The 25,585-nt window shown below is 72.2% G+C and carries 19 protein-coding genes and 1 pseudogene; 14 read left to right on the forward strand and 6 right to left on the reverse strand.

Translation table 11 applies throughout. The features are described 5' to 3' along the window. Positions 1 to 2 precede the first annotated feature (2 nt). On the forward strand, positions 3 to 569 hold the full coding sequence (locus tag ACWDLG_RS05080) for a hypothetical protein (RefSeq protein WP_449916079.1): 567 nt from the start codon (positions 3 to 5) through the stop codon (positions 567 to 569). Between the two features lie 149 nt (positions 570 to 718). Further along, positions 719 to 2,113, forward strand: a complete 1,395-nt coding sequence (locus ACWDLG_RS05085; protein WP_449916081.1) for a PepSY-associated TM helix domain-containing protein — start codon at positions 719 to 721, stop codon at positions 2,111 to 2,113. A gap of 123 nt (positions 2,114 to 2,236) precedes the next feature. Here ACWDLG_RS05085 and ACWDLG_RS05090 read toward each other — a convergent pair whose 3' ends face one another. Beyond that, a complete protein-coding gene (locus ACWDLG_RS05090) occupies positions 2,237 to 3,451 on the reverse strand; it encodes a PP2C family protein-serine/threonine phosphatase (protein WP_449916082.1) in 1,215 nt (404 codons plus the stop codon). Positions 3,452 to 3,575: 124 nt separating this feature from the next. On the opposite strand from ACWDLG_RS05090, the gene ACWDLG_RS05095 reads away from it, so the two are divergent. From ACWDLG_RS05095 to ACWDLG_RS05145, 11 genes are all read left to right on the forward strand, one after another. Continuing rightward, entirely contained in the window at positions 3,576 to 4,046 is a 471-nt protein-coding gene (locus tag ACWDLG_RS05095; protein WP_449916084.1) for a hypothetical protein, read from the forward strand. A gap of 102 nt (positions 4,047 to 4,148) precedes the next feature. Beyond that, positions 4,149 to 5,660 (forward strand): M28 family metallopeptidase, encoded by a 1,512-nt coding sequence (locus ACWDLG_RS05100; protein ID WP_449916086.1) that lies wholly within the window; start codon positions 4,149 to 4,151, stop codon positions 5,658 to 5,660. A gap of 83 nt (positions 5,661 to 5,743) precedes the next feature. Further along, positions 5,744 to 7,252, forward strand: coding sequence for a M28 family peptidase (locus ACWDLG_RS05105; protein ID WP_449916088.1), 1,509 nt, complete (start codon positions 5,744 to 5,746; stop codon positions 7,250 to 7,252). A gap of 189 nt (positions 7,253 to 7,441) precedes the next feature. Continuing rightward, entirely contained in the window at positions 7,442 to 8,560 is a 1,119-nt protein-coding gene (locus ACWDLG_RS05110) for a PP2C family protein-serine/threonine phosphatase (RefSeq protein ID WP_449916090.1), read from the forward strand. Positions 8,561 to 8,565: 5 nt separating this feature from the next. Then, positions 8,566 to 9,183 carry a class I SAM-dependent methyltransferase gene (locus tag ACWDLG_RS05115; protein ID WP_449916092.1) on the forward strand — a complete coding sequence of 206 codons (618 nt, stop codon included), beginning with the start codon at positions 8,566 to 8,568 and terminating at the stop codon, positions 9,181 to 9,183. A gap of 81 nt (positions 9,184 to 9,264) precedes the next feature. After that, positions 9,265 to 11,340, forward strand: coding sequence for a prolyl oligopeptidase family serine peptidase (locus ACWDLG_RS05120; RefSeq protein ID WP_449916095.1), 2,076 nt, complete (start codon positions 9,265 to 9,267; stop codon positions 11,338 to 11,340). Between the two features lie 102 nt (positions 11,341 to 11,442). Next, the gene (locus ACWDLG_RS05125; RefSeq protein ID WP_449916097.1) at positions 11,443 to 11,943 is read left to right on the forward strand and encodes a hypothetical protein; all 501 of its coding nucleotides are present in this window, start codon (positions 11,443 to 11,445) and stop codon (positions 11,941 to 11,943) included. Continuing rightward, positions 11,943 to 13,211 (forward strand): hypothetical protein, encoded by a 1,269-nt coding sequence (locus ACWDLG_RS05130; RefSeq protein ID WP_449916099.1) that lies wholly within the window; start codon positions 11,943 to 11,945, stop codon positions 13,209 to 13,211. The genes ACWDLG_RS05125 and ACWDLG_RS05130 overlap by 1 nt, the downstream gene beginning before the upstream one ends. Next, positions 13,208 to 14,434, forward strand: coding sequence for a VWA domain-containing protein (locus tag ACWDLG_RS05135; RefSeq protein ID WP_449916102.1), 1,227 nt, complete (start codon positions 13,208 to 13,210; stop codon positions 14,432 to 14,434). Before ACWDLG_RS05130 ends, ACWDLG_RS05135 begins: the two co-directional genes overlap by 4 nt. Before the next feature lie 9 nt (positions 14,435 to 14,443). After that, complete coding sequence (locus tag ACWDLG_RS05140) at positions 14,444 to 15,553, forward strand: ATP-binding protein (RefSeq protein ID WP_449916104.1); 1,110 nt, start codon at positions 14,444 to 14,446, stop codon at positions 15,551 to 15,553. Next, positions 15,550 to 18,249 (forward strand): DUF5682 family protein, encoded by a 2,700-nt coding sequence (locus ACWDLG_RS05145; RefSeq protein WP_449916107.1) that lies wholly within the window; start codon positions 15,550 to 15,552, stop codon positions 18,247 to 18,249. The genes ACWDLG_RS05140 and ACWDLG_RS05145 overlap by 4 nt, the downstream gene beginning before the upstream one ends. Before the next feature lie 50 nt (positions 18,250 to 18,299). Here the strand turns inward: ACWDLG_RS05145 and ACWDLG_RS05150 are convergent, their stop codons facing one another. Continuing rightward, positions 18,300 to 19,511 carry an MFS transporter gene (locus ACWDLG_RS05150; protein ID WP_449916109.1) on the reverse strand — a complete coding sequence of 404 codons (1,212 nt, stop codon included), beginning with the start codon at positions 19,509 to 19,511 and terminating at the stop codon, positions 18,300 to 18,302. Further along, the gene (pdxR, locus tag ACWDLG_RS05155) at positions 19,508 to 20,881 is read right to left on the reverse strand and encodes a MocR-like pyridoxine biosynthesis transcription factor PdxR (protein ID WP_449916111.1); all 1,374 of its coding nucleotides are present in this window, start codon (positions 20,879 to 20,881) and stop codon (positions 19,508 to 19,510) included. Before pdxR ends, ACWDLG_RS05150 begins: the two co-directional genes overlap by 4 nt. Before the next feature lie 68 nt (positions 20,882 to 20,949). Between pdxR and ACWDLG_RS05160 the strand changes: the two are divergent. After that, a pseudogene (locus tag ACWDLG_RS05160) lies at positions 20,950 to 21,972 on the forward strand (MFS transporter); the annotation flags it as partial. Between the two features lie 120 nt (positions 21,973 to 22,092). Here ACWDLG_RS05160 and ACWDLG_RS05165 read toward each other — a convergent pair. Genes ACWDLG_RS05165 through ACWDLG_RS05175 form a run of 3 tightly spaced genes read right to left on the reverse strand, consistent with a single transcriptional unit; the run spans position 22,093 to position 25,554 of the window. Next, positions 22,093 to 24,294, reverse strand: a complete 2,202-nt coding sequence (locus ACWDLG_RS05165; RefSeq protein WP_449916114.1) for a heavy metal translocating P-type ATPase — start codon at positions 24,292 to 24,294, stop codon at positions 22,093 to 22,095. A gap of 22 nt (positions 24,295 to 24,316) precedes the next feature. Further along, complete coding sequence (locus ACWDLG_RS05170) at positions 24,317 to 25,345, reverse strand: hypothetical protein (RefSeq protein WP_449916117.1); 1,029 nt, start codon at positions 25,343 to 25,345, stop codon at positions 24,317 to 24,319. Beyond that, the gene (locus ACWDLG_RS05175) at positions 25,345 to 25,554 is read right to left on the reverse strand and encodes a heavy-metal-associated domain-containing protein (RefSeq protein ID WP_354916806.1); all 210 of its coding nucleotides are present in this window, start codon (positions 25,552 to 25,554) and stop codon (positions 25,345 to 25,347) included. The genes ACWDLG_RS05170 and ACWDLG_RS05175 overlap by 1 nt, the downstream gene beginning before the upstream one ends. Between the last annotated feature and the right edge of the window lie 31 nt (positions 25,555 to 25,585).

Consider the following 25,585-nt stretch of genomic DNA (forward strand, 5'->3'; position numbering starts at 1 on the left):
GGGTGGATGTCGGCCGGCCTCTCATCCGCGCGCTGCGCGCCGCCGTGTTCGCGGTGGCGTGCGTGCTGGTGTCGGCCGTCCTGCACGTGCTGGCCGGAGGCGCGGGCGTCCGTCTCGAGACCATGGCCGGGGCCCTGACCCTCACCTGGGCGGGGGCCTTCCTGCTCGGCCGCCGCCAGTGCGGCGTCGAGGTGCTCCTGGCGGCCTGCTTCGCCGCGCAGTACGGCATGCACCACCTGTTCACCGCCGGCGCCCCGCCCGCGGTGTCGGCGCCGGCCACGCACGGCCACGGCACCGGCCTGGGCATGCTGCTGGTCCACGTCGTGGCGGCGGTCGGCTCGGCCTGGTGGCTGGCCCGCGGCGAGTCGGCCCTGGCGACGCTGCTGCACCTGGCGGGCGCTTCCGTGAGCATGGCGTGGGCCGCCCTGCTCCTCCTGCCGGCCGTTCCGATCGAGTTCGGGCCGGCCGTCCGGGTCACGCCCTGGCGCGGGCCCGTCCCGCCGCGGCGCGCGCCGTTCGCGGTGGTGGTCTCCCGGCGTGGACCGCCGGTGTCGTTCTCCGTTCTCTGACCGGGCACCGCTGCCCGGATTCTGGCCCCGCCTGTGTCGCCGGGCCTGTTCGGCGTGGCCGCCATCTCGCGGCCACGCGTCGAAATCCTCGCCGAGACGGCGCGTACCTCGTTGTGGCGCGCCCTCTCACCGAACGGAGAAACGTCACCATGACCTCATCCACCGACGAGCGACCCGAGGCGACGGCGGCCGAGCCGCCCGTCCGGCGCGCCACCTGGGCGGCGCTGCGTCCCCTGGTGCTGCGGCTGCACTTCTACGCCGGTGTCCTCATCGCCCCCTTCCTGCTCGTCGCCGCGACCACCGGCCTGCTGTACGCCGCGTCGTACCAGATCGAGCAGATCGTCTACCGGCACGAGCTGACCGCGCCCACGGGCGGCCCGCAGCTGCCCCTGAGCGGGCAGATCGCCGCGGCCCGCGCGGCGCGGCCCGACGGGACCGTCACCGCGGTACGGCCCGCCGAGCCGGGCACGACCACGCGCGTGCTGCTCGACGTTCCCGGACTGGCTGACAGCACCCAGCTGGCCGTCTTCGTCAACCCCTCGACCGGACAGGTGCACGGCGTGCTGGAGAGCTACGGCAGCTCGGGCGCGCTGCCCGTGCGGGCCTGGATCTCCACGCTGCACCGCAGCCTGCACCTGGGCGAGCCGGGCCGGATCTACAGCGAGCTGGCCGCGAGCTGGCTGTGGGTGGTGGCCCTCGGCGGCCTGCTGCTGTGGGTCACCAGGCGCCGCCGCGAGGGGCGCCGCCTGCGCGGACTGGCCGCGCCCGAGCGTGGCGCCACCGGCCTGCGGCGCGTCCTGTCGTGGCACGGCTCCCTCGGTCTCTGGGCGGTGCTCGGCCTGTTCTTCCTGTCCGCGACCGGCCTGACCTGGTCGGCGTACGCGGGGGAGAACGTCGACGAGGTGCGCGCCGCGCTCGGCTGGACGACCCCGTCGATCTCCACCTCGTCCGGCGACCACGCCGCCCACAGCGGGGGAGGCCATCAGCACGCCGGGCCGTCGGACGCCGGCGTGGACCGCGTCGTCCAGGCGGCCGCGGGCAGGGGGCTGTCCGGCCCGCTGGAGATCGTCTGGCCGAAGGAGACCGGCGGTTCCTACGTGGTCAAGGAGATCGACAAGGAGTGGCCGCAGCGGCTGGACCAGGTGGCGGTCGACGCGGGGACCGGCCAGGTGACGGACGAGCTGCGCTTCGCCGACTACCCGCCGGCCGCCAAGCTCGCACGCTGGGGCATCGACGGCCACATGGGCCTGCTGTTCGGCCTGGCCAACCAGATCCTGCTGGTCGCGCTGGCCGCCGGGATCATCACGCTGATCGTGCTGGGCTACCGGATGTGGTGGGCGCGGCGGCCGGGCCGCGGATTCGGCGCGCCGTACCCGCGGGGTGGCTGGCGGCGGGTGCCGGTGGTGGTCCTGGCGCCGCTGGTCGTCGCCGCCGCGGCGGTGGGCTGGTTCCTGCCGCTGATGGGCCTCTCGCTGGCGGCGTTCGTCGTGCTCGACGTCCTGCTCGGGCTGCGCTCCAGGAGAACGGCCGCGCGCGCGGAGTGACACCGGCGGCGGCGCGCGCGTGGCGATACCCCCGGCGACACGCGGGCGGAGTGACATCGGCGGCGGCGCCGTGCGGATGGCGTGGCGGGCGGTGGTGGAGCGGGGGCCCGCCCGCTCCACGCGTCACACGAGGAGCGGGCGGTCGTCGGGGCCGTACCACTCGGTGAGCAGCACCGCGGCGTCGTCGTCGAGCCGGCCGTTCCGGTAGGCCAGGATGCTCTTGATCAGGCGGCGGAGGGTCTCCGGCACGGGCAGGTCCGAGGCGGTGTGGCGGATGATGAAGTCGACGAACCTGGTCAGGCCGAACTCCCTGCCCTCCCTGGCGCCCGCCTCGACGATGCCGTCGGTGTAGAGCAGGATCCGGTCACCGGGTTCGAGCTGTTCCCTGCACGTGACGACGGGGATGCCGAGGTCGAGGCCCATGGGGTGGGCGGGCGGGCAGTCCACGGGGAACGTCCAGCGGCCGCCCCTGATGATGATCGGCAGGTGGTGGCCGCGGTTGACGCAGGTCAGCACGCCGGTGGCGAGGTGGAGGTCGGCCAGGATGCCGGTCACGAAACGGGTGCCGCGCCCGAACTCGTCGATCAGCACCCGTTCGATCAGCTCGCTGTTGGCGGCCAGCGGTATGTCATGCCGGCGATGGTTGCGGGAGGCCGTCATGGCCAGGTTGGCGGTCACGCCGGAGGAGACGTCGTGGCCCATGGAGTCGAAGACGGCCAGGTGGAGGATGTCGCCCGCCAGGGCGTAGTCGAAGGCGTCCCCGCCGACCTCGTAGGCGGGTTCCACCACCCCGCTCACCACCACCCTGCCGGTGGAGAAGGTCAACGGGGGCATGAGGTGCCACTGCAGCTCGGCTGCCAGGTTCATCGGCCGCGAGCGGACCACGCGCGGATGGGCGTCGCTGTGCGTCCGCTGGCTCACCAGCAGCAGCGCGACCAGCGACGCCAGGTGCCGCATGGCGTCCGCGGCCTCCTTCTTGCCGGAGGGAGCGGTGACCCGCAGGACGCCCAGCCGTTCGGTGCCGTCCAGGAGGGGCACCCACCAGTCGGTCGCGCCGTCGGCGCCCGCCTTGCCCAGGACCCGGACCTCCTGGAACGCCCGTCCGGCCAGGGTGGTGTCGATGTCGAGTTCCTTCGGCTCCTCGCCCGCCGGCTCGCCCCGCACCGCCAGCAGCCGCAGCATGCTCTGCTGGAGATCGGCCAGGTAGATCAGCACCGTCTCCAGCCCGGCGCCCGCGGCGTACCGGTTCACCAGCACGGGCAGCTCCTCCAGCGTGGCCGTGTGGCTGCGGTCGAGCAGTCCGGTGAGCATGCCCTCGATTCCGTGGGAATCGTCCATGGCGGTCACCCCCCGATGCGCCGGCGACTGGCACCTACAGGCATACCCACTGTGGCGTCCCTGTCGTGATCGAGGTCTGTTCACTGACACGAGATGGCAGGGGAGGGGGCCTACCGTCCACCGCATGAGCGACTTCGACTTCTTGACCGGCACCTGGGACGTCACCAACCGGCGGCGGACCGACTTCCTCGAGGAGTCGTGCCTTCTCGGTGAGGCGACCGACTGGGAGGAGTTCCCCGGCGTCAGCCGCGCCTCCCGGCACTTCGGCGGCGGCGCGAACATCGACGAGATCGAGTTCCCCACGAAGGGGGTCAGCGGTCTCACGGTGCGGCTGTACGACCGCGAGAGCGAGTGCTGGTCCCTGTACTGGGCCAGCAGCAGCACCGGCCGGCTGTTCCCGCCGGTGGTGGGCGGGTTCGCGGCCGGCAGGGGCGAGTTCCACGGCGACGACGTGCACGCGGGCCGTCCGGTCAGGGTGCGCTTCGTGTGGTCGGACATCTCCGACCGGTCGGCCCGCTGGGAACAGGCCTTCTCCGTGGACGGCGAGCGCACCTGGATCACGAACTGGAGCATGGACTTGACACGTCGCGAATGACCAAATCTGCGGCACTAGGCGCGTAACGGGAAAAGAGGTACGTTCCAAAAGGCGTGCGCTCGGGGGATCTTGCGCACGCCCGGTTCTTTTTGAAGGAGCTTCATGCGCCTGTCCTTAGGCAGGGCCATCACCACGGCCGCCATCCTCGCCCTCCCCCTTTCCGCGATCGCCGTCCCTTCCGCCGCCGCCGGCCCCGTGGACGACGCGTTCGCCAAGCTCCTGGTCAAGAAAGTCCAGGGCGCCAACGTCAAGAAGCACCTGGACGCGCTCCAGGCCATCGCGACCGCCAACGGCGGCAACCGCGCCGCAGGGACGGCCGGATACGACGCCTCCCGCGACTACGTGGCCGGCAAGCTCCGCAAGGCGGGCTACAAGGTCACGCTCCAGCCGATCAACTACGTCGACAGCTGGACCGAGAACACCCCGCCGGTGCTGGGCTCCTCCGTGCCGAACGAGGACTTCTTCACCTTCCAGCCGTCGCCCGCCGGCGACGTCACCGCGCAGGTCCAGGGCGTGGACCTGACGCTGCCGCCCACCCCGACGCCGACCTCCACCAGCGGCTGCGAGATGTCCGACTTCTCGGGCTTCGTCGCCGGCCGTATCGCGCTCATCCAGCGCGGCACCTGCCCCTTCGCCACCAAGGTGCGCAACGCGGGCCAGGCGGGAGCATCGGGGATCATCGTCTTCAACGAGGGCCAGCCGGGCAGGACCGAGGCGTACCCGCTGGACCTCGGCGAATGGCGGGCCGGGATCCCGATGGTGTTCGCCGACTTCGCCGTCGGCAACGCGCTGGCCGGCACGCCGGGCGCCACCGTCCACCTCAAGGTCGACTCCACGCTCGTGCTCGGCACCGACGAGAACGTGATCGCCGAGACCAGGTTCGGTGACCCGCGCAACGTCGTCATGGTCGGCGCGCACCTCGACAGCGTGCCCGAGGGCCCCGGCATCAACGACAACGGTTCGGGCTCGGCCGCCATCCTGGAGACCGCGCTCCAGCTGAAGCAGTTCCCCGTGCGCAACAAGGTGCGCTTCGCCTTCTGGGCCGCGGAGGAGATCGGCCTGCTCGGCTCCGACCAGTACGTCGAGAAGCTGTCCCAGGAGCAGCGCGACCGGATCAAGCTCTACCTGAACTTCGACATGGTCGCCTCGCCCAACCACGCCTACAAGCTCTACGACGGCGACGACTCCGACAACGCCGGCTCGCCCGCGGGCCCGCCCGGATCGGCGGAGATCGAGCAGCAGCTGAAGGCCTTCTTCACCGGCCGCAGCCTGCCCACCGTCGGCACCGACTTCGACGGCCGCTCCGACTACGGCCCGTTCATCGCGGTCGGCATCCCCTCGGGCGGCATCTTCACCGGTGCCGAGCAGCTCAAGACCGCCGAGGAAGCCGCCATGTTCGGCGGTACGGCGGGCGTCGCCTACGACGCCTGCTACCACGCGGCGTGCGACGGCATCGCCAACATCAACGCGACGGCGCTGGACGTCAACGCCGACGCGATCGCCGACTCCGTCGCCCGCTACGCCTTCAACACGCGCGACATCCCCGACCGGCAGGCCGCGTCGGCGGCCCGCGCCGCCGTATCGGCCGCGACCACCGGTAGCGCCGCGAGCTGAGCACACCCGTGAGGGAGGGCGGTCTCCCACCGGAACCGCCCTCTCTCCATCGCACCCTCTGTCCACCCCCCACGGAGGAACCGATGAAGTCCCGCCTCCTGGTCGTGGCCGCCGCGCTCGCGCTGGCCGCGCCCCAGGCCCAGCCCGCCTCGGCGGCCGCCGTGCAGTTGGCGCCGCCGAACATCTCGCTGGCCAACGTGAAGGCACATCTCAGCCAGCTGCAGTCCATCGCCTCCGGCAACGGCGGCAACCGCGCCCACGGCCGCCCCGGCTACCTGGCCTCGGCCAACTACGTCAAGGCCCAGCTCGACGCGGCCGGGTTCCAGACCACGCTGCAGTCGTTCACCTACAACGGCGCGACCGGCTACAACGTCATCGCCGACTGGCCCGGCGGCGACCCCGACGACATCCTCATGGTCGGCGCCCATCTCGACAGCGTGACGGCCGGTCCCGGCATCAACGACAACGGCTCGGGCAGCGCCTCGATCCTGGAGACCGCCCTGGAGGTGTCGCGTCAGGCGTTGCAGCCGACCAAGCACCTGCGGTTCGCCTGGTGGGGCGCCGAGGAGCTGGGCCTGCGCGGCTCCCAGTTCTACGTCGGCAACCTGTCGGCCACCGACCGGGCCAAGATCAAGGGGTACCTGAACTTCGACATGGTCGGCTCGCCCAACGCCGGCTACTTCGTCTACGACGGCGACAACTCCGACGGCGTCGGTTCCGGTCCCGGCCCGGCGGGCTCGGCGGAGCTGGAGCGGACGCTGCAGGACTACTTCGCCTCCATCGGCGTGCCGACCAGGGGCACCGACTTCGACGGCCGCTCCGACTACGGCCCGTTCATCTCCCGCGGCATCCCCGCGGGCGGCACGTTCACCGGCGCCGAGGGCATCAAGTCCAGCGCCCAGGCCCAGCTCTGGGGCGGTACGGCGGGGCAGGCCTTCGACCCCTGCTACCACCGCTCGTGCGACACGACGAGCAACATCAACGACACGGCGCTGGACCGCAACGCCGACGCGGCGGCGTACGCGGTGTGGACGCTCGGCACGGCCGTGCCGCCGACGACCGTGTGGTCGGACGACTTCGAGACCGCCACGGGCTGGACCGCCGACCCCGGCGGCACCGACACCGCGACGACCGGCCTCTGGGAGCGCGGCGACCCCGAGGCCACCACGTCCAGCGGCACCAAGCAGGTGGGCACGACGGCGAGCGGCGTCAACGACCTGGTCACCGGACGGCTGGCGGGCGCCGCCGCGGGCGATCACGACGTCGACGGCGGGACCACGTCGATCCAGTCGCCGCCGATCACGTTGCCGGCCTCCGGCGTGCTGCGGGTGTCGTTCTCGTGGTACCTGGCGCACGGCAGCAACTCCTCCAGCTCCGACTTCTTCCGGGTGAAGGTCGTGGGCAGCACGACCAGCACGGTGTTCCAGCAGCTGGGGGCCGCTTCCGACCGTGACGGCGCGTGGGGCTCGTCCACCGCCGACATCTCGTCGTTCGCGGGGCAGACGGTGCGAATCCTGGTCGAGGCGGCCGACGCCTCGGGCGCCAGCCTCGTGGAGGCGGGCGTCGACGACGTCAAGGTGACCCGCCAGTAGCACGCACGGCCCGGCGCCGCCCCTGACCGGGGGCGGCGCCGTTCCATTGGTATGGAAAGTCACGTATATCCCCTATGTCTGGATAGTTGTTTTCCGTTCTCTTTGTCGCTTGTTACAGCGGGCGCGGTGTGCCGGGAAGTCTGGTCGGCGGTTGAGTGGAGGTTGACCAGGGGTTTGTGGAGGCATGCGATGGTGAGACCAGGGGGAGAGGCCGCCGACAACCGCGCGGCACACCTGATCATGACCGCGCTGCCGTACGCCATGATGGGGATCGTGGCGGTGCTCAGCCTGCTGTCGGGACCGGAGTTCGGGTTCTTCTCCCTGCTGGCCCTCGGCCCCGCCTTCGCCAGCCTCGTGGGGACCGTCCGCCGCACCGTGGTCATCGGCGGCATCGCGCTGGTGCTCTCCCTCCTGCTGGCCGCCCACGACAACCTGGTCGGGTCGCGCCAGAGCTACCAGAGCCTGCTGGTCATCGCAGGCGTCACCGCGGCGAGCCTGGTGGCCACGGTGGGCAGGCAACGGCGCGAGCGCGAGCTGGCCAACGTGCGGTCGGTGGCCGAGGTGGCCCAGCGGGTGCTGCTGCGCCCGCTGCCGCGGCGGGTGGGACACCTGCGGGTCGGGCTCTCGTACTCCTCGGCCGCCGCCGACGCCCGCATCGGCGGCGACCTGTACGAGGTGGCGGCGGGCCCGAAAGGCGTCAGGGTGATCCTCGGTGACGTGCAGGGCAAGGGCCTGGAGGCGGTGGAGACCGCGGCCATCGTCCTGACCGCCTTCCGCGAGGCCGCCCACGACGAGCCCGACCTGCTGGGCGTCAGCACCCGCCTGGAGAAGGCGCTCAACCGGCGGCTCGAAGGGGAGGACTTCGTCACCGCCGTCCTGCTGGAGGCCACCCCCGACGGCACGATGACGCTGCTCAACTACGGGCATCCCGCGCCGCTGATCCTGCACCCCGGCGGGCAGGTCAGCTTCGCCGAGCCGGACGAGACGGCGCCGCCGCTCGGCATGGGGGCGCTCGACGTCGAGGGTCCGCTCCCGTACCGGATCCGGTTCCGCCCGGGAGACCAGATGCTGCTCTACACCGACGGGGTGATCGAGGCGCGCGACCCCGAGGGCGGGTTCTACCCGCTGGCCGAGCGCGCCTTCCTGCTGAAGGACGACAACCCGGAGGCGGCGCTCGAGGCGCTGCGCCTCGACCTGGTCGCGCACGTCGCCGGACCGCTGCACGACGACGCGGCCATGCTGCTGCTGCGCCCGTCCGGCAGGGACCTCAAGAGCTGGGGCAGAGCCGCTGCCCCGCTCATGGGGTGATCGCCATGCGGGACCCGGACGTCGGAAAGACGATCAACCATCCGCGTGCCTACGACCTGCTCTCCTCCATCGCCTTCCTCGGGCGGCGGAGGGAGGTGTTCACGCGGATCGCGGCGCTGTCCGGCGTCCGTCCCGGCGACAGGGTGCTGGACGTCGGCTGCGGCACGGGCTACCTGACCCGCGTGCTCGCCCCGCTCGTGGATCCCGGCGGGCAGGTGACCGGTGTCGACCCCGCACCGAAGATGATCGCGTACGCCAGGGCGCGGGCGCCCGGCGCCTGCTCCTACCTGGTGGGCCGGGCCCAGGCGCTGGAGCTGCCCGACGCCTCCTTCGACGTCGTCGTCTCCAGCCTCGCCGTGCATCACGTTCCCGCCGCCTCCCGGGGCGCCGCCGTCCAGGAGATGGCCCGCGTGCTGCGGCCCGGCGGGCGGCTGCTGATCGTGGAGTTCAGCCCGCCGACCACCGGCCTGGCCGCCACGCTCGCCCGGCCGGTCACCCGGCACGCCCTCCAGCCGAGCCCCGAGGACGTGCTCGACGAGCTGATCCCGCCGGCCGGAGGCAGCGTCAAGGTCAGGGGCACCCTGCCGCCGATGCTGTACTACGTGAGCGCCGTGGTAAAATGATCTCGATGGTGAGGCCGCTTCCCGCGTGACGGGGGCGGCCATTCTGCTTTTGACGTACTTTCCCGTACCGAAGGAAGTGGAATGACCGGCACCTCACTGCCTCACCAGATCGCCCGCACCAGACGCTTCACCCTCGGCGCCCCCTCCGCCTTCACCGTGTCGCCCGACGGCGGCACCGTCTTCTTCCTGCGCACCAGGGCGGGCGACGACCCCGTCTCCTGCCTGTGGGCGCTGGACGTCGCGACCGGGAGGGAACGGCTGCTCGCCGACCCGCTCACCCTGCTGGCGGGAGAGGAGGAGCGGCTGACCGCCGAGGAGCGGATCCGCCGCGAGCGCGCCCGCCAACTGTCGTCGGGAATCGTCGGCTACGCCGCCGACCGCGCCTGCGAGCTGCTGGCCTTCGCGCTGTCGGGACGGTTGTGGACGGTCAGGACCCGCGACGGCGAGGTCCGCGAGCTGCCCGCCGCCGGGCCGGTGGCCGACCCGCGTCCCGACCCGACGGGCCGAAACGTCGCCTACGTCAGCGGGGGCGAGCTGCGGGTGGTGGCGGCCGACGGCTCGGCCGATCGCGCGATCGCGGTGCCGGAGGGTCCCGAGGTGACCTACGGGCTGGCCGATCACATCGCGGCCGAGTCCATCGGCAGGCGCCGCGGCCACTGGTGGGCGCCGGACGGCCGGTCCCTCCTGGTGGCGCGGGTGGACACCACGCCCGTCCAGCGGTGGTACGTGTCCGACCCGGCCGACCCGACCCGGCCGCCCGTCGCCATCCGCTACCCCTCCGTGGGAACCGCCAACGCCGACGTGAGCCTGTGGATCACCGACCTGGACGGCGACGGCGTCGCCGTCCGGTGGGACAGCCAGGCGTTCGAGTACCTGACGGCCGCGGGCTGGGACGCCTTCGGGCCCTACGCCGCCGTGCAGAGCCGCGACCAGCGGCACGTCCAGGTGCTCGGCGTCGACGCCGCGACGGGCGCCGTCGAGGTGCTGGCCGAGCAGCGGGACGCCGCGTGGGTCACCCTGGTCGGCGGGCTGCCCGCGCGCACCGCCTCCGGCGCGCTGCTGACCTGCGCCGATCTCGGCGACACGCGCACGCTGCTGCGGGAGGGCCACCCCGTCACGCCGGACGGGCTGCAGCTTCACGAGGTCCTTGCCGTGGACGGCGAGACCGTCCTGTTCACCGCGTCGGACGAGCCCACCGAGACGCACCTGTGGGCCCACGACCCGGACCACGGCCTGCGGAGGATCAGCGCGGAGCCGGGCGTGCACGGCGGCGCCACGCGGGGCGGCGCCACGGTCCTCGTCTCCCACACGACCAAGGGCGCCCGCGTCACGGTGCGGCGCGAGGAGGACGAGGTCGAGATCGCCTCGCGTGCCGAGCGCCCGGTGCTCGAACCCAGGATGGAACTGCTCAGCCTCGGCCCGCGGGCCCTCAGGGCCGCCCTGTTCCTGCCGTCGTGGCACCGCGAGGAGGACGGCCCGCTGCCGGTGCTGATGGACCCGTACGGCGGGCCGGCCATGCGCAAGGTGACCGCGTCGCTGTCGTGGCTGGTGTACGTGTCGCAGTGGTTCGCCGAGCAGGGCTTCGCCGTCCTGGCGGTGGACGGCAGGGGCACGCCGGGCCGGGGTCCCGCGTGGGAGCGGGCCATCCACCTCGACCTGGCGGGGCCCGTGCTGGAGGACCAGGTGGAGGGGTTGCACGAGGCGGCGCGGCTGCGGCCCTGCCTCGACCTGACCAGGGTGGGCATCCGCGGCTGGTCGTTCGGCGGGTTCCTGGCGGCCATGGCGGTGCTGCGCCGTCCCGACGTCTTCCACGCGGCGGTGGCGGGGGCGCCGGTGACCGACCAGCGCCTGTACGACACCCACTTCCGCGAGCGCCATCTCGGCCACCCCGACGAGCATCCCGAGGCCTACGACCGCAGCTCGCCCATCAGGGAGGCGGCGTCGCTGAGCCGTCCGCTCCTGCTGGTGCACGGGCTGGCCGACGACAACGTGGTGGCGGCGCACACGCTGCGGATGTCGGCGGCGCTGCTGGCGGCGGGCCGGCCGCACGAGGTGCTTCCGCTTTCCGGCGTGAGCCATCAGGCGCTGTCCGAGAACGTCCTGCTCCACCAGCTGGAGTTCCTGCGGCGCGCGCTCGGTCTGGAAGTGCTTCCCTGAATCTAGGCTTTTTGTGGTAGCGATATCGGCCTCCCGCATGATCGAGAAGCGTGTCCGGACGTATCGGGAATGGGGTAAGTTACCGACTCACTGATCGCCCGCATGCCGACAAGGCTGGAGGTCGAGGTCGTGAACGCGGACAGTCCCGCGTGGGAAATACGTAGCGCCGTACGGGTGATCGCACCCGTACAACCGCGCAAACTGGCCAAGGTGCCCTTCGTCGAACTGGCGGACGGCCGGCTGCAGGGCGTGGTGTCGAGCGGTTCCGACATCGCGAGGGTGTACGTCTCGTCGATCGCCGCGACGACCCATGAGTTCAACTGCAGCACGAACAACAACCGCCCGTGCGGCGGCCTGTACGGAGGGCCGTGCAAGCACCTGGAAGCGCTCGTCGACGAGGCGATCGTGCAGTACGGCCTCGACCGGGTCGCCAGGTACCTGCGCGTCGAGGTCGGCGAGGGCGAGCGCCTGATCCGCAAGCTGCACGGCCAGCACGCGCCGGCTCCCGCCGCCATGGTCTTCAGCCGCTTCCTGCGCCACCTGGCCTATCTGGAAGTGCCGGAGTCCACCATGCCCGTCCCCGAGATGCATTGGTTCCGTTGATGCGACTGGACGCTCCCCCCGCGGGAGTCGAAGAGGCCCTCGAGGTCGTGACCGGGTTCGACGAGGCCCTGACGCACGGGTTCGCGCGGTCCGGAGGAGAGCGGCTGAGGGCCCTGGCGGGCGCGCTGGCCACGACGCCGGTCGGTCAGCGCGTGGCCGAGGCCACCGAGAAGATCGCCGCGGGCTCCATCGGCGAGGAGCACCTGACGGTGCTGGCGGCCGGCCGGTCCGCGCTGCTCGGCGCGGTCCACGACGCGCTCCTCGGCCAGCTCGACACCGCGCTCGGCCGGCAGCGGGCCGAGCACGTCGCCGGCGAGAGCGGCTCGAAGGCCGCCGAGAGCTGCCGGTCGTGGCTGAGCGAGCTGGCGATCACCGGCTGGCGCGGGGTCGACCACGACCTGGTCTCCGCCTCCTCGCAGGTGGTCGAGGGACTGCTGGCCGACCCCGGCTCCCGGCGCCTGGCCGTCCTGCTCGACGGGCTGGCCGCCGAGCTGAGCGCGTCGGCTCCCGTGGCGACGATGGAGCACCTGCCCGCGCGGCGCTGGGCCGACCTGTGGTCGAGGGCGCTGCTGCTGTCGCAGGGCGGCTGGCCCGAGGCCGCCGCCGAGGAGGTGTCGGGACGGCTGCTGATCCTCGGCGTCGAGGTGCAGGAGCACGGCACCGCCGTTCAGGTGCAGGTCCACGGGGTCCTGGAGACCACGGGGCAGAACCTGCTGGTCCGCACCAGCGTGGTCGTCGCCAAGGTCGACACGATCGTCGGGCTCGCGCTGTGGCCGCTGCTCGGCGGCTACCCGCTGCTGCTGAAGGCGCTGGCCGAGCAGCGTGCCGTCGAGGTCAGGGGCCTGACCCTGCTGAGCGGGGGCGACCTGCTGTGGCAGGAGGACAAGGTCGCGCTGCAGGATCCGGCCGACCCCTTCGTGACAGCCAGGGTGCTGCTGCCCGAGGCGGTCGCGCCCGGCGTGGCGCCGCTGGAGCGGCACCCGGTGCGCATCGCCGAGCCCGTGCTGATCGAGGGCAAGCTCGCCGACTACGACATCGAAGGACTGACGGCCGCGGGACCGATCACCCCTGAGCTCGCCGCGGGCGCCACGGCCTGCGTCGGCCTCATGCGGTGGGACGGCGGGCGCTGGGTCCTGCAGCCGCTGGCGGTGCAGAAGGGCAAGAAGGCGCCGCACAACGCCGAGCCGGCGCTCAGCCCCAAGGCCACCAAGGCGGGCGAGGCCGTGAACGTGCTGCGGGAACGAGCGGGACGGCTGCTGCGGAAATGAGCGACGAGAACAGAAGGCAGGTGCTCTACTGGCGCCTCCTCGCGCGGCTGTTCGAGCCCGACGAGCAGCCCTCGCTCGAGTCGGCCGGCGTCGCCATCGTCGACGACCTCGGACTGCCCGCGGCGCTGCTCGACCCGTCGATCTCGATCGACAACCTGACGCAGCGCTTCCCCGACCTGCGCGACCAGCTCGACAACCTTCACGACCTCGACTCCGTCCGCAAGGCCGCCCTGGTCAGCAAGCTGCTGCTCAACGTCTTCAACACCGGCTCGGGCACGGTCACCGCGACCCAGCTCGACACGTGGAAGAAGGACGCGGCCTGCTTCCAGCAGGTGATCGGCGACGAGTCCGGGCAGCTGGGCCAGATCGAGGCCGATCTGGTGAAGCGCATGCACCTGAGGGAAGTGCTGGCCGACCCCAACCTGGCCAGGCAGCTGACCCCGAGCATGTCGCTCATCGAGCAGCTGCTGCGCGACAAGGCCAACCTGTCGGGCATCGCGCTGGCCAACGCCAAGGCGCTGATCCGCAGGTTCGTCGACGAGGTGGCCGAGGTGCTGCGCACCCAGGTCGAGAAGACCAGCGCGGGCACGATCGACCGGTCGGTGCCGCCCAAGCGCGTCTTCCGCAATCTCGACCTCGAGCGGACCATCTGGAAGAACCTCACCAACTGGAGCCCCGAGGACGAGCGGCTGTACGTCGACCGCCTGTTCTACCGCCACACGGCCAAGCGGACGACGCCCGCGAAGATGATCGTGGTCGTCGACCAGTCGGGCTCGATGGTCGACGCGATGGTCAACTGCACCATCCTGGCCTCGATCTTCGCGGGCCTGCCGAAGGTCGACGTGCACCTGGTCGCCTACGACACCCGTGCCCTCGACCTGACGCCGTGGGTGAACGACCCCTTCGAGGTGCTGCTGCGCACGACGCTGGGCGGCGGCACCGACGGGACGGCCGCCATGGCACTGGCCAGGCCGAAGATCACCGATCCGCGCAACACCGTCATGGTGTGGATCTCGGACTTCTACGACAACCGGTCGCTGATCACCGACTTCGAGTCGATCCACCGCTCGGGGGTGAAGTTCATCCCCGTCGGCTCGGTGAACAGCTCGGGTCACGCGAGCGTGGACCCCTGGTTCCGCCAGAAGCTCAAGGACCTGGGCACTCCGGTAATTTCCGGACATATCCGCAAACTTGTGTTCGAGCTCAAGAGCTTTCTCTCCTAGGAGACCCTGTTGCTGCGCGCACCCGCTGAAACCAAGTACGCCGACGAGCTCGACTACCTGGAGTCGATCGACAAAGGCCCCAAGCCGTTCTCGTGGCGGCTCAGCCCCCGCATGGTGCGGATCTTCGTGCTCGGCTCCGAGCGCTCCGACGGGATCGAGCGCGAGATCCCGCAGAAGTGGTTCGGCGACCGCAGCTTCGTCGAACGCGCCATCGTCACCCTGGCCTCCGACCGCGGCCTGCTGCTGATCGGCGACCCCGGCACGGGCAAGAGCTGGTTGGCCGAGCTGCTCGCCGCCGCCGTCTGCCGCAACTCCACCCTGGTCGTGCAGGGTACGGCGGGCACCACCGAGGACCACATCAAGTACTCGTGGAACGTCTCCATGGTCATCGCCAAGGGCCAGTCCCGCGAGTCGATGATCCCCTCGCCGATCATGACGGCGATGGAGCAGGGCGTGATCGGCCGCTTCGAGGAGCTGACCAGGTCCACCAGCGACGTCCAGGACGCGCTCATCTCGATCCTGTCGGAGAAGTACGTCTCCATCCCCGAGCTCCCCGACGGCGACGACAACATCGTCTTCGCCCAGCCCGGCTTCTCGATCATCGCCACGGCCAACAGCCGCGACCGGGGCGTCAACGACCTGTCCTCCGCGCTGAAGCGCCGCTTCAACTTCGTCCGCATCCCCGTCGTCACCAACAAGAAGAGCGAGGCGGAGATCGTCCGCTTCCGCACGACGGAGCTGCTGCGCAGGCACCAGATCGAGCTCGACGTGCCGCCCACGCTGCTGGACATCCTGCTGCAGAGCTTCTCCGACCTGCGGGCCGCGGCCGCCTCGGCCACCAGCGACGACGAGAAGCTGGAGTCGGCGCTGTCCACGGCCGAGCAGATCGGCGTGCTCGAGGACGCCATCCTGCACAGCACCTTCTTCGGCGACACCAGGCTGCGGGCCCAGACCCTGGCCGGCTCGCTGGTCACCTCGCTGGCCCGGCGCAGCCCCGAGGACCTCGCCATCCTCAACAAGTACTGGCACGGGGTCGTCGAGCCGCGCAGCAAGAAGGAGGGCGGCGACTGGACGGAGTTCCTCGAAGGCGGCCGCCAGGCGATCGCCACGCTCTCATGAGCGGTCCCTTCGACCCGCTGCGCGAGCAGCTCGCCGCGGCGGCCCAGGAGTTCGCGGGCGTCGGCATCCTGCCCGGGATGGTCGACGACGTCGAGCGGGCGCTGGCCGAGGAGCTGGAGATCTTCCCGGTCTGCCACCACTCGCCGGCCTCCGCGCTGGCGATGGTGCGCAGGCTGAGGGAGAAGCAGCCCAAGGTCATCTACCTGGAGCTGTGCGAGGACCTGCGGCCCGTCCTCGACGAGCTGGTCAACTGCCGCCTGCCCGTGGCGTTGCAGGCCTTCGCCACCGACATCGACGGCTTCCCCGCCGAATGGGCGCCGCTGAGCGTGATCGCGCCCATCACCGAATCGTCGGCGGAGTACCAGGCCATCGCCTACGCGCTCCAGACGCCCGGCGTGGAGATCGTCCTGGTCGACCGCTCGGTCGACCACGTCTTCCAGTGGGCGCCGCGCGAGCGCGACGGCGACCCGGCCGCGGAGAAGACGGTCGAACCGGTGGTCGACACGGTCGGCGTCGAGATCGGCGACCTGCGCCCCCGCTTCGCCGAACTCGAGGAGCACCTGCTCCACCACGGCAAGGTGCGGCACTGGTCGGAGTGGTGGGACCAGTACGTCGAGCAGCCGCTCTCCGGCGCCGACTACGACACCTACCGCCAGGTCATGGTGCTGATCGGCAGCCTGTTCCGGCGCCTGCGCCCCGACGGCAACGAGGTCGACGAGGACCGCGAGCGCTACATGTGGACCCGCATGCGCGAGCACCTGGCCGCCACCGGCGCCGACCCTGCGACCTGCCTGTACGTGTGCGGCGCCTTCCACGCCGCCAGCCCCGTGATGGGCGAGCACCTCGACATCACCCCCCGTACGGCCACGCAGTGGCTCTACGGCCTCATCCCCTCCAGCCACTCGCAGATCGAGCGGCAGTTCGCCCTGGCGCCAGGCTCGGTGTCGATCGCCTCGGCGACGTGGGAGAAGGCGGTCAAGCGCACCGGCGTCACGCCGTTCAGGCTCGGCGGCAAGCCCAGGAAGGGCAAGGCCACGCCGGCCACGCCCAGGCCCGTCAGCGACCGGCTGTCGGACTTCCTGCGGCAGCCGCCCTCCCTCGACAGCTTCGACGAGGCCGAGCTGCTCGACTGGTGCGTCGAGATCGTCCGGCTGGCCCGCCGCAACGGCTACCAGTCCAGCACCGCCGACGCCATCGCCGTGTACGAGACGTCGATCCTGCTGGCGGGCATGCGCAACAGGAAGCGGCCCACGCCGTACGACTTCCAGGACGCCGCGGTCACCTGCATCGAGAAGGACGTCGTGCCGGGCCGGCGCGACGTGCGCCGCCTGTGCGAGATCATGCTCGGCGGCGACAGGATCGGCCAGGTCGGCTACGACTCGCTGCCGCCGCTGGCCCGCGACGTGCTCGACCGCCTCGCCCCGCTCGGGCTCGACCTGCAGAAGCGCACACTGTCCAGGGCGCTGATGAACCTCGACACCGACCCCGAGCTGGTGCCGTGCTCCGACCTGCTGTGGATGCTGCGCTACCTGCTGCCCGAGGGCGCGGTGAAGCCCATCATGGGCTCGCGGGTGCTCGGCGAGCGGTCCATCCAGGAGAGCTGGGACCTGTGGCTGGGCAAGTACCAGCGGGAGCTGATCGAGCTCGGCTACGAGGGCGTGACCATCGAGCAGGTGCTGGAGCAGCGGCTGCGCGCGGCGGCGTGGGACCAGAAGGCGACCGCCGCCACGGTGCTCGCCGCGGTCGAGGACTCACTCCTGTTCCTGGGCAGCCGCAGGTTCACCGAGGAGCTGGGCGCGCGGGCGGTGGAGCTGCTGGCCGCCGAGCGGACCGTGGACGACGCCCCCGAGGTGCTGCGGCGGATCCGGCGGCTGCTGGCCTACTACCGGTCGGCGGGCCACGGGCTGCCGGCCTGGTGCGAGGCGTTCGTCACCGCGGGCTACGCCCACTACTGCACGCTGCTGCCCACGGCCTTCGTCGACGAGGAGTCGGGGGTCAGGCAGGTCGGCGCGATGCTGGGCTTCCTGTTCTCCATGGAGAGCCTCGCGCTGTCCCTGGGCTGCGACAGGGCGCAGCTGGAGCTGGCGGTGCAGCAGTCGCACCCGGAGGCGCCGCCGAAGGTGGCGCTGCTGTGGACGGCCAAGTTCCAGCTGGGCCTGCTGTCCATGGCGGACCTGCGGGCGCTCACCGCCGACCTGCTGGACAACCCGCTCGTCGTGCCGTCGGTGCCGCTCTACGTCTCCGGCTTCGTGCAGGCGCTGGAGTCGGCTCCCGCGCTGACGTCCTTCGTGGTCGAGGTGCTGTCCGGCGCGTTCGGGCGGCTGCCCGACGACGTGCTGATCCCGTGGCTGCCGAAGCTGATCGCCGCGCTGCGCAAGGAGGCGCCCGAGCTCGTGCCCGTGCTGGTGCGCGAGGCGGGCCGTACCTTCCCCGGCACGCTGGCCGCCGTCGACGCGTGGGTGGCGCCCTGGTCGGCCCAGGCCGCTCCGGCGGTGCCCGCGGCCGTCGCGGCAGGACCCGTCGGGGAGCTGCTGGCCGCGCACCCCGCCGCCACGGACGCCCTCGCCGCGCTGCTCGGCTGCTCGGGCGAGTGGCAGCAGGCCGGCGGGCCGCCGGTCGCCGAGGGGAACCGCGAGGTGGCGACGCTCCTGGCCGCCCATCCGCAGACCGCCGCCGCCCTGGCCGCCCTGCTCTAGGGGGGCTTGCCGCCCTGCTCTCCACGGGCGGGGCGGCTGCGGCGGTGGTGTCATCGGGCGGTGAGGCCGCGCACCCCCGGCGACAGCAGCGCGGCCAGCGCGACGGCGACGATCAGCGCCGCGCAGCCCAGCAGTGCGGGCGCGGGCCCGGTCGCGACGGCGACCGGGCCGGCCACCAGCAGCCCGATCGGCCCGAACATCAGCGAGCCGAGCGCGTCGTAGGAGCTGACCCGCGACAGCGACGCGGGCGGGATCTCCCGCTGCATCGTGGTCTGCCACAGCACCCCGAAGACGTCCATGCAGACACCCATCAGCACCGCGCCCAGCACCACCGTCCACAGCGGCGCACCCAACCCCAGCAGCAGGTACGGCAGCGCCGTGGGGATCATCAGCAGCGTCCCGAGCAGGATGGGCCGCCGGGGACGCAGCCGCATCGCGACCACGACCCCGCCGATCATGCCGACCGCCTCACCCGCCAGGACGGCCGACCACGCCGGCGGGCCACCGAGGCTCTGCTTGGCCAGCAGCGGGCCGAGCACGCCGTGCGCCCCCTGCATCGCCATCACCATCACGGAGAACTGCGCCACGACCACCCACAGCCACTGGCGGGAGATGAACTCGCGCCAGCCGTCGCGCAGGTCGGCCAGCACCGAGTGACCGGGGGTCAGCATCCGCTCCGCGGGCGGCAGGCTGATCCCCGCCACGCAGGTCGCCCCCAGCGCGAACATCACGGCGCTGGCGACCAGCGCCCACCCGCTGCCCACCAGCGTCACCACGGCCCCGCTGAGCACCAGCCCGATCACGCGCCCGGCGTTCGTGCCGAGCCCGAGCAGGGCGTTGGCGGTCTGCAGCCGCTCGGACGGCACCACGTCGGGCACGATCCCCGTCAGCGCCGGATACATCATCGCCATCGCGACGCCGCTGACCGCCGCGGCGATCACCAGGGCCGGCACGGGTGTCCAGCGGGTCAGCAACATCAGGGCCAGGGCGGCGAAGGCCGCCGCGCTGGTCGCGTCAGCGGCGAGCATCACCCTGTTCCGCGGCAACCGGTCCGCGATCACCCCGCCGACCAGCATGAACACCACCATCGGGACGGCCTCGGCGGCCAGCACGACCGACAGCGTGGTGGCGTCGGCGCCGGGCAGGCCGAGCACGCCGAAGGCGAGCGCGACGGGCGCGAAGGCGCTGCCGAGGACCGAGACGAACCTGGCCGCCAGCAGTAACGCGAAGCGGCGCTCACGCAGCAGGCCGAGATCCTTCACCGTCGCCCCCTGTCTCCGGCCGCGAACAGCCTGCGCAGTCCCTCGTCGATGTGTTCGAGTGAGATGCCACCGTAGCCGAGGACGACCCCCCGCTGCGCGGGGCCCGCGTAGTAGGTCGTCAGGTCCTCGGCCGCGACCTCGGGCGCCGCGGCCGGATCGACCTCGCCCTTCGCGCACAGGTGCAGCCCCGCCGCCGAGGGCACCAGGTCGAGCCGGTCGTCCAGGAAGGCGGCGATGCGCGCCCGCCGGGCGGCGTACTCCTTGGTGGCCTTGCGCACGTGCCTGGCCAGCAGCCCCTCGTCGATGAACCGGGCGAGCGCCGCCTGCGTGGTGGTCTCGCTGTGCCAGTCGGTCAGCTGCTTGGCGGCGCGCAGCGCGGGCTGGAGCGACGCCGGGGCGACGAGGAAGCCGAGGCGGAGCATCGGGGCCAGCGTCTTGGAGAACGAGCCGACGTAGACGACCCTGCCGCTGCGGTCCAGGCTCTGCAGCGGTTCGAGCGGCCGGTCCTCGAAGCGGAACTCGCTGTCGTAGTCGTCCTCGATCACCAGCGCGTCGCGCCGTGCCGCCCACGCCAGCAGCGCCGTACGGCGGGCCAGCGACATCGGCGTCCCGAGCGGGAACTGGTGCGACGGCGTGACGTAGACCAGCCTGGCGGCGGTGGGAACGGCCGTCACGTCCACCCCTTCGGCGTCCACGGGAACGCTCACGACGCGGGCGCCCAGGGAGCGGAACAGGCGCCGGGCGGGCGGGTAGCCGGGCTCCTCCACCGCCACGCAGTCGCCGGGCTCGATCATCACCCTGCCGATCAGGTCGAGCGCCTGCTGGGCGCCCTGCGTGACGATCACGTCGTCCGGCGCCGCCCTGACCGACCGCGAGATCCCGAAATAGCGTGCTATCGCGGTACGCAGGCCCTCGTGGCCCTCGGGCGGCAGGTACCCGGCCACCCTGACCCGCAGCTCCCTGGCGACCAGCCGCCGCCACGTCTCCAGGGGGAACAGCCGGAGGTCCGGCGTGCCGACGGTGAAGTCGAAGGCGGGCGCGGACCGCCCCGCCAGGGGCGCGATCGACCGCCACACCGCGCGCGGCCGCACGCCGCTTCCCTGCGGAGCCCTGCGCCCCGTCTCGACCCTGGCGGGGGCGCAGACGAACGTGCCCGCGCCCGCCCTGCCCACCAGGAAGCCGTCGGCCATCAGCCGCTCGTAGGCCACGGCCACGGTGTTGCGGGCCACGTCGAGGCCGCGTGCCAGCTCCCGCGTCGGCGGCAGCCGCTCGCCCTGCCTCAGCCGCCCGTCGAGAATGGCGTCGCGCACCTGCCGGTAGATCTGCGCGGCCAGATCGCCTCTGCCGGAGAGGCTGACGTGGAAGTCCACCTTGGCCCCATCAGTTAGCTCGAAATTGGAGCTTACAGACGGCCAAGTCGCGCCCGTAGCCTCGCCTGGTGACGAACCCCCGCCGCCTCCTCACCCTCGCCCAGCTGTCCAACGCCATCGGCGACGGCGCCTACGTCGTCACCTCCACCCTCTACTTCAGCCGGATCGCCGGCCTGTCGCCCGCCGAGATCGGCCTCGGCCTGACCATCGGCTGGGCCGTCGGCACGGTGGCGGGCGTCCCGCTCGGACACCTGGCCGACCGGCGGGGGCCGCGCGGCGTGGCGGTGCTCCTGGCCGTGGCGACGGCGGCGGGCGTCGGCTCGTTCCTGCTGGTGCGCTCGTTCCCGCTGTTCCTGTTGGCCGTCTGCCTCTACGCGGCGGCGCAGACGGGGCTGTCGGCGGCGCAGCAGGCGCTGCTCGCGGGTCTGGTGCCGCCCGCCGGGCGCACCCACGTGCGGGCCGTCCTGCAGTCGACGCTGAACGCCGGGCTGGCCGTGGGCGCCGGGCTCGGCGGCCTCGCGCTCCACTTCGACACCACGGCGGCCTACCTGACCGTCTTCGCCGTCGACGCGGCGAGCTACCTGGTCGCGGCGGCGGTGCTCACCCGGATGCCCGCCGTACCGGCGGTGCCGCGGGTGAAGGGAGAGCCGCGCCTCGCGGTCCTGCGCGACCGGCCCTACGCGGTGGTCACCCTGCTCAACACGGTCATGCTGCTCTACCGGCCGCTGATCAGCCTGGTGCTGCCGCTGTGGATCGTCCAGCGGACCGACGCGCCCGCGTGGACCGTCTCCGCCGTGCTGGTGCTCAACACCGCGTGCGTCGTGCTGTTCCAGGTCCGCGTCGCGCGCAGGGTGCGCGACCTGGTCTCGGCCTCCCGCTCGGTACGGCTGGCCGGCCTGGTCCTGTTCGTGTCGTGCCTGGTGTTCTCGCAGGGCGACACGGTCGTGCTGCTGCTGGCCGCGGCGCTGTTGCAGGTGCTCGGCGAGATGCTGCTGGCCGCCGGCGCCTGGGAGATCGGCTTCGGCCTCGCGCCCGCCCACAGGCAGGGCCAGTACCAGGGGTTCTTCGGCTCCGGCACCGCCGTCGCCAGGATGGCGGGGCCGGTCCTGCTCACCACGCTCGTCATCGGCTGGGGCACGCCCGGCTGGCTGGTGCTCGGCGGGATGTTCGCGGCGGCCGGCGCCGCGATGGCGCCGGCCGTCCGCTGGGGACTACTTGAAGCCGCGAAGGCGCAGGCTGTTGGTGACGACGAAGACGCTGGAGAACGCCATCGCGGCACCGGCGATCATCGGGTTGAGCATTCCGAGCGCCGCCAGCGGGAGCGCGGCCACGTTGTAGGCGAAGGCCCAGAACAGGTTGCCCTTGATGGTGGCGAGCGTCCGGCGTGACAGCCTGATGGCGTCGGCGGCCACCCGCAGGTCGCCTCTCACCAGGGTGAGGTCGGAGGCCTCGATCGCCGCGTCCGTGCCGGTGCCCATCGCCAGACCGAGGTCGGCCTGGGCCAGTGCGGCCGCGTCGTTGACGCCGTCGCCCACCATGGCCACCGACCGCCCCTCGGCCTGCAGCCGCTTGACGACGTCGACCTTGTCGGCCGGCAGGACGTCGGCGATGACCTCGTCGATGCCGACCTCGGCGGCGACGGTCCTGGCGACCGCCTCGTTGTCGCCGGTGAGCAGCACCGGGGTCAGGCCCAGCGCGCGCAGCTGCGCGATCGCCTCGGCGGAGGTCGGCTTGACGACGTCGGCCACCACGAGGACCGCGCGCGCCTTGCCGTCCCAGCCGACCGCCACCGCGGTACGGCCCGCCTCCTGCTCCCGCTCCACCGCCTCGGACAGCTCGGCCGGCAGGTGCTGCGACCACTCGGCCAGCAGCCTCGGCCGGCCGACCAGCACGGCGTGGCCGTCGACGATGCCCTGTACGCCCAGCCCCTCGATGTTGGCGAAGTCCTCCACCGTGGCCTGCGACCGGGCCGCCCTGGCCACGGCCTGCGCGATCGGGTGCTCCGAGGCGTGCTCCAGCGCGCCCGCCAGGCGCAGCACCTCCTCGCGGTCCTCGCCCTCGGCCACGTGGACCGCGGTCAGCGTCATCCTGCCCTCGGTGACCGTGCCGGTCTTGTCCAGGACGACCGTGTCGATCTTCCTGGTCGACTCCAGCACCTCCGGCCCCTTGATCAGGATGCCGAGCTGCGCGCCCCTGCCGGTGCCGACCAGCAGCGCCGTCGGCGTGGCCAGACCCAGCGCGCACGGGCAGGCGATGATCAGCACCGCGACCGCGGCGGTGAAGGCCGCGCCCGCGCCGCCGCCGGTGCCCAGCCAGAAGCCGAGCGTGCCGACCGCCAGCGCGATCACGATGGGGACGAAGATGCCCGAGATCCGGTCGGCCAGCCGCTGGACCTCCGCCTTGCCGGTCTGCGCGTCCTCGACCAGCTTGGCCATCTGGGCCAGCTGGGTGTCGGCGCCGACCCTCTCGGCCCTGACGACCAGCCGGCCGCCCGCGTTGACCGTCGCGCCGACGACCCGGTCACCGGGACGCACCTCCACCGGGACGGACTCGCCGGTCAGCATCGAGGCGTCGACCGCGCTCGAGCCCTCCTCGATCACGCCGTCCGTGGCGATCTTCTCGCCCGGCCGCACGACGAACCGGTCGCCGACCTTGAGCTGGTCGGCTGGGATCCTGCGCCCGTCGACCAGCTCGACGTCCTTGGCGCCCAGCTCCAGCAGCGCCCGCAGCGCGGCGCCCGCCTTGCGCTTGGACCTGGCCTCGAAGTAGCGGCCCGCCAGGATGAACGCCGTCACCCCGGCCGCGGCCTCGAGGTAGATGTTGCCCGAGCCGTCGCTGCGCGCGATCGTGAACTCGAACGGGTGGGTCATGCCGGGGATGCCGGCCGTCCCGAAGAACAGCGCCCACAGCGACCAGGCGAAGGCGGCCAGCGTGCCGATGGACACCAGCGTGTCCATGGTCGCCGCGCCGTGCCGCAGGTTGGTCCACGCGGCCTTGTGGAACGGCCAGCCCGCGTACACCACCACCGGCGCGGCCAGCGTCAGCGACAGCCACTGCCAGTTGGTGAACTGCAGCGGCGGCACCATCGCCATCGCGATCACCGGGACGCTGAGCACGAGCGCGGTGACCAGCCGGTTGCGCAGCGGCCTGAGCTCGTCCTCCTCCGCCTCCTCCTGGGGCCGCTCCTCGGCCCGCGGGCGGGGCAGCTCGGCGGTGTAGCCCGCCTTCTCCACCTCCGCGACCAGCAGCTGCGGGTCCAGCCCTTCGGGGACGGTGACCTTCGCCTTCTCCGTCGCGTAGTTGACCGTCGCGGTCACGCCGTCCATCTTGTTGAGCTTGCGCTCGATCCTGTTGGCGCAGGAGGCGCAGGTCATGCCGCCGATCGAGAGTTCGACGGCTGTCTCGGTGGCCATCACCTTCTCCTTTCGGCTGCGTCTAGTGGCCGTGCCCGTGGGGCGCGGTGGTGGTGGGTGTCCCGCTCGGGGCGGCCGCGTCGGCCTTCACGGTGAACGCGGCGGTGCGGACCTTGTCCTGGTGCTTGAAGTCGAGGAACAGACGATAGTCGCCCCTGCTGGGCACCTCGGTGTAGAAGGTGAGGCTGTTCTCCTCCGGGTGCACGTGGAGGTAGGCGAGATCGCCCGCGCGCAGCGCCACCAGGTGGCCGAGCGCGCCCAGGTAGGGCTGCACGTCGGTGACCGGCTTGCCGTCCTTGGCGACCGCCAGCGTCAGCTTGGTGGTCTGTCCCGGCACCACGTCTCCGGTGAGCGTCACGGTGTATCCGTCGACCTCGGCGGTACGGCTGACCGCGGGAAGCTGCTTCGGCGCGAAGTCGCCGCCGGCGAACAGGTCGACGCCGAGCGTCATCGCGCTCCCGCCCGCGGGCAGGATGTCGGCGTAGGCGCGGTAGACGCCCGCCTCAGGCAGGTTCAGCTTGACCGTCCACACGCCGTCGGCGCCCTCCTCGGGGTGGAGGTGCTGGAAGCTGTTCAGGTCGCGGGAGACGACGATGAAGTGGACCTTCTTCTCGTGCTGGACCTCGAAGCCGGTCACCGGCTTGCCGTCGGGGCCCGTGACGGTGAAGCTGAAGTCGGCAGGCTTGCCCGGCTCCAGCGTGGTGGTCGCGGGCGTGAGCGTGTAGCCGTTCTCGGACACTTGGAGCCCCCCGGGGATGTCCTCGGGCGCCGTGTCCTTCCCGGCGCTCTCGGTGTGACCAGCTTCTTCTGTGTGGCCTGCGGCTTCGTCGTGACCCGCGGCCTCGGTGGTGCCGGCGGTCTCGGCGTGGCCTTCCGTCGCGGCGTGACCGGTGGTCCCGGTGCTCGCCCCGGTGTGGCCTGCGGCCTCGGCGTGGGCGCTCGCCTGGGGCGGCGCGCCCACCTGGCCGACCGCGCTGCCCACGCCCAGGGCCGCGCCGAAGACGACGGCGAGGCCCAGAGCGTAGGCGCCCAGCTTGGCGGGAGTGTTCATCACTGATGGGCCACTTCGTATCCGGCCGCCTCGACGGCGGCGACGATCTGGTCCTTGTCGAGGGGGGCGGCGCTCTCCACGGTCAGCAGGCCCGTCGACAGGTCCACCTCGACACCGGTCACGCCCTGGACCTCGCCGACCTCCTCCTTCACGGAGCTCACGCAGTGGCCGCAGGTCATTCCCTTGACGGTGTAGGTGGCGGTGCTCATCTGATATCTCCCTGTCGATGTGCTTCGTGTG

The sequence above is a fragment of the Nonomuraea sp. NPDC003727 genome, assembly GCF_053586935.1.

Excerpts from the sequence above, each read along its gene's own strand:
- ACWDLG_RS05165 (WP_449916114.1), bottom strand. The coding sequence starts at position 24,294 with ATGGCCACCGAGACAGCCGTCGAACTCTCGATCGGCGGCATGACCTGC.
- ACWDLG_RS05085 (WP_449916081.1), top strand. The coding sequence starts at position 719 with ATGACCTCATCCACCGACGAGCGACCCGAGGCGACGGCGGCCGAGCCG.
- ACWDLG_RS05120 (WP_449916095.1), top strand. The coding sequence starts at position 9,265 with ATGACCGGCACCTCACTGCCTCACCAGATCGCCCGCACCAGACGCTTC.
- ACWDLG_RS05135 (WP_449916102.1), top strand. The coding sequence starts at position 13,208 with ATGAGCGACGAGAACAGAAGGCAGGTGCTCTACTGGCGCCTCCTCGCG.
- ACWDLG_RS05110 (WP_449916090.1), top strand. The coding sequence starts at position 7,442 with ATGGTGAGACCAGGGGGAGAGGCCGCCGACAACCGCGCGGCACACCTG.
- ACWDLG_RS05090 (WP_449916082.1), bottom strand. The coding sequence starts at position 3,451 with ATGGACGATTCCCACGGAATCGAGGGCATGCTCACCGGACTGCTCGAC.
- ACWDLG_RS05100 (WP_449916086.1), top strand. The coding sequence starts at position 4,149 with ATGCGCCTGTCCTTAGGCAGGGCCATCACCACGGCCGCCATCCTCGCC.
- ACWDLG_RS05145 (WP_449916107.1), top strand. The coding sequence starts at position 15,550 with ATGAGCGGTCCCTTCGACCCGCTGCGCGAGCAGCTCGCCGCGGCGGCC.
- ACWDLG_RS05175 (WP_354916806.1), bottom strand. The coding sequence starts at position 25,554 with ATGAGCACCGCCACCTACACCGTCAAGGGAATGACCTGCGGCCACTGC.
- ACWDLG_RS05125 (WP_449916097.1), top strand. The coding sequence starts at position 11,443 with ATGCCGACAAGGCTGGAGGTCGAGGTCGTGAACGCGGACAGTCCCGCG.
- ACWDLG_RS05170 (WP_449916117.1), bottom strand. The coding sequence starts at position 25,345 with ATGAACACTCCCGCCAAGCTGGGCGCCTACGCTCTGGGCCTCGCCGTC.
- ACWDLG_RS05105 (WP_449916088.1), top strand. The coding sequence starts at position 5,744 with ATGAAGTCCCGCCTCCTGGTCGTGGCCGCCGCGCTCGCGCTGGCCGCG.
- ACWDLG_RS05130 (WP_449916099.1), top strand. The coding sequence starts at position 11,943 with ATGCGACTGGACGCTCCCCCCGCGGGAGTCGAAGAGGCCCTCGAGGTC.
- ACWDLG_RS05095 (WP_449916084.1), top strand. The coding sequence starts at position 3,576 with ATGAGCGACTTCGACTTCTTGACCGGCACCTGGGACGTCACCAACCGG.
- ACWDLG_RS05115 (WP_449916092.1), top strand. The coding sequence starts at position 8,566 with ATGCGGGACCCGGACGTCGGAAAGACGATCAACCATCCGCGTGCCTAC.